This is a genomic window from Mesorhizobium loti, from assembly GCF_003148495.1.
GTDB classification, from domain to species: domain Bacteria; phylum Pseudomonadota; class Alphaproteobacteria; order Rhizobiales; family Rhizobiaceae; genus Mesorhizobium; species Mesorhizobium loti.
The window spans coordinates 1-1,277 of the sequence record NZ_QGGH01000049.1; the positions used below are offsets into that span (position 1 = coordinate 1).

At 51.6% G+C, this 1,277-nt stretch carries 1 pseudogene; it reads left to right on the forward strand.

The window, feature by feature from the left end:
- Window positions 1-285: 285 nt before the first annotated feature.
- A pseudogene (locus C8D77_RS37205) lies at window positions 286-468 on the forward strand (hypothetical protein); the annotation flags it as partial.
- Window positions 469-1,277 lie beyond the last annotated feature (809 nt).

The window sequence follows — 1,277 nt, forward strand, 5'->3', positions numbered from 1 at the left end:
GGTCCGGACTTCGGGAGAGAACTTGTTGGTCGTCTTGCTTGTCATGGCTCCACCTTCTCAGGAATTGGAGCCTCCGATCAACCCGGTGCGGTTCACATCAGCCGTCGGAAGACTTCTAGGTGACCGCAGGGCTCGCCGGTCTTGATCGGGCCGGCATGCGGCAGATCATCTGCTCCGTGGTTCGTTGGGTCGAAATCGACGACGCCCACATCGAGATCATCTTTCGGGTTCTCCCGCTCGATGGCCCAGCCCGCCCAAAATCACCAAGTAAAATGACCAGTTCCACGCAACATTGTACAGCGCACATTCGCATGGCTGGCCGATGCCGCAGGCGGGCCAAGGACTGGGAGAAATCCATCGCTTCTGCAGAAGCCCGGATATACGTCGCCCCACATTCGCCTGCTCACGCGCAGGCTCGCAAGAGCTCGATATCGAAACATTCACGTTATGAGTCCATTGCGCTCCTAAAACAAATTATAAACATGGCCTACATATTGTTTCGCTGTAATTTAATAATTAAGTATACCCAAACGAAACTACACTGCTTGAAATTTTGTATCTGTCAGTATATGTTAGTTTCACGTATCAGCAGGGGTCTTTTTCGTAGTCGCCTTGCAACCACGGATCTGGAATTGAGAAAGACGGCACGCCAGGCTTCTCGGGGTGACCGCCCTGCGAAACAACTAGCTACAATAACTATTACGGAGATGCGTTTGTGGACGATATACGGCGAGAAGGCGATTATATGTACACAGCTTTTGGCGACCATTTGGCGACGTATATGACGAATACGTATGATTCTCCTATGGAACGTGTGTACAAGCGCGTGGGGGATTGTCACCGGAACCCTTAGCGCAATCCAAGGCGAAAGGTGGATGCCATCACAGCGGCGATCTGCGATGGAGTCTGCAGACCCTGAAAAGAGCAGCCTAAGTTGTTGCGCTGAACACTGCGAATACCATCTGAGTACGTCAAATAAAGTGGGCGCAACGCACAATGTGCAACATTCGTTGGGATGTGATGGAGCGCAACTCACTTGCAAGTATTATGAGAATTGAGAGCGATCCGGATGCAATGTCCAACTTGGGATATGGGAAATATGTTCATTCATACGGTCCAGCACTGCTGGATGCTATTTTGCGTCAGGCGGCGGAACTCGATCACGAAGCTACGAACAGACTAATACCAACGGCTTTGACGGCTGACTCTCGGGGGATTCCGGCCTGCTCGGTTTCATGATTCTTTGGCGTGAGAGGAGATTCGCGCATGGGATCAGC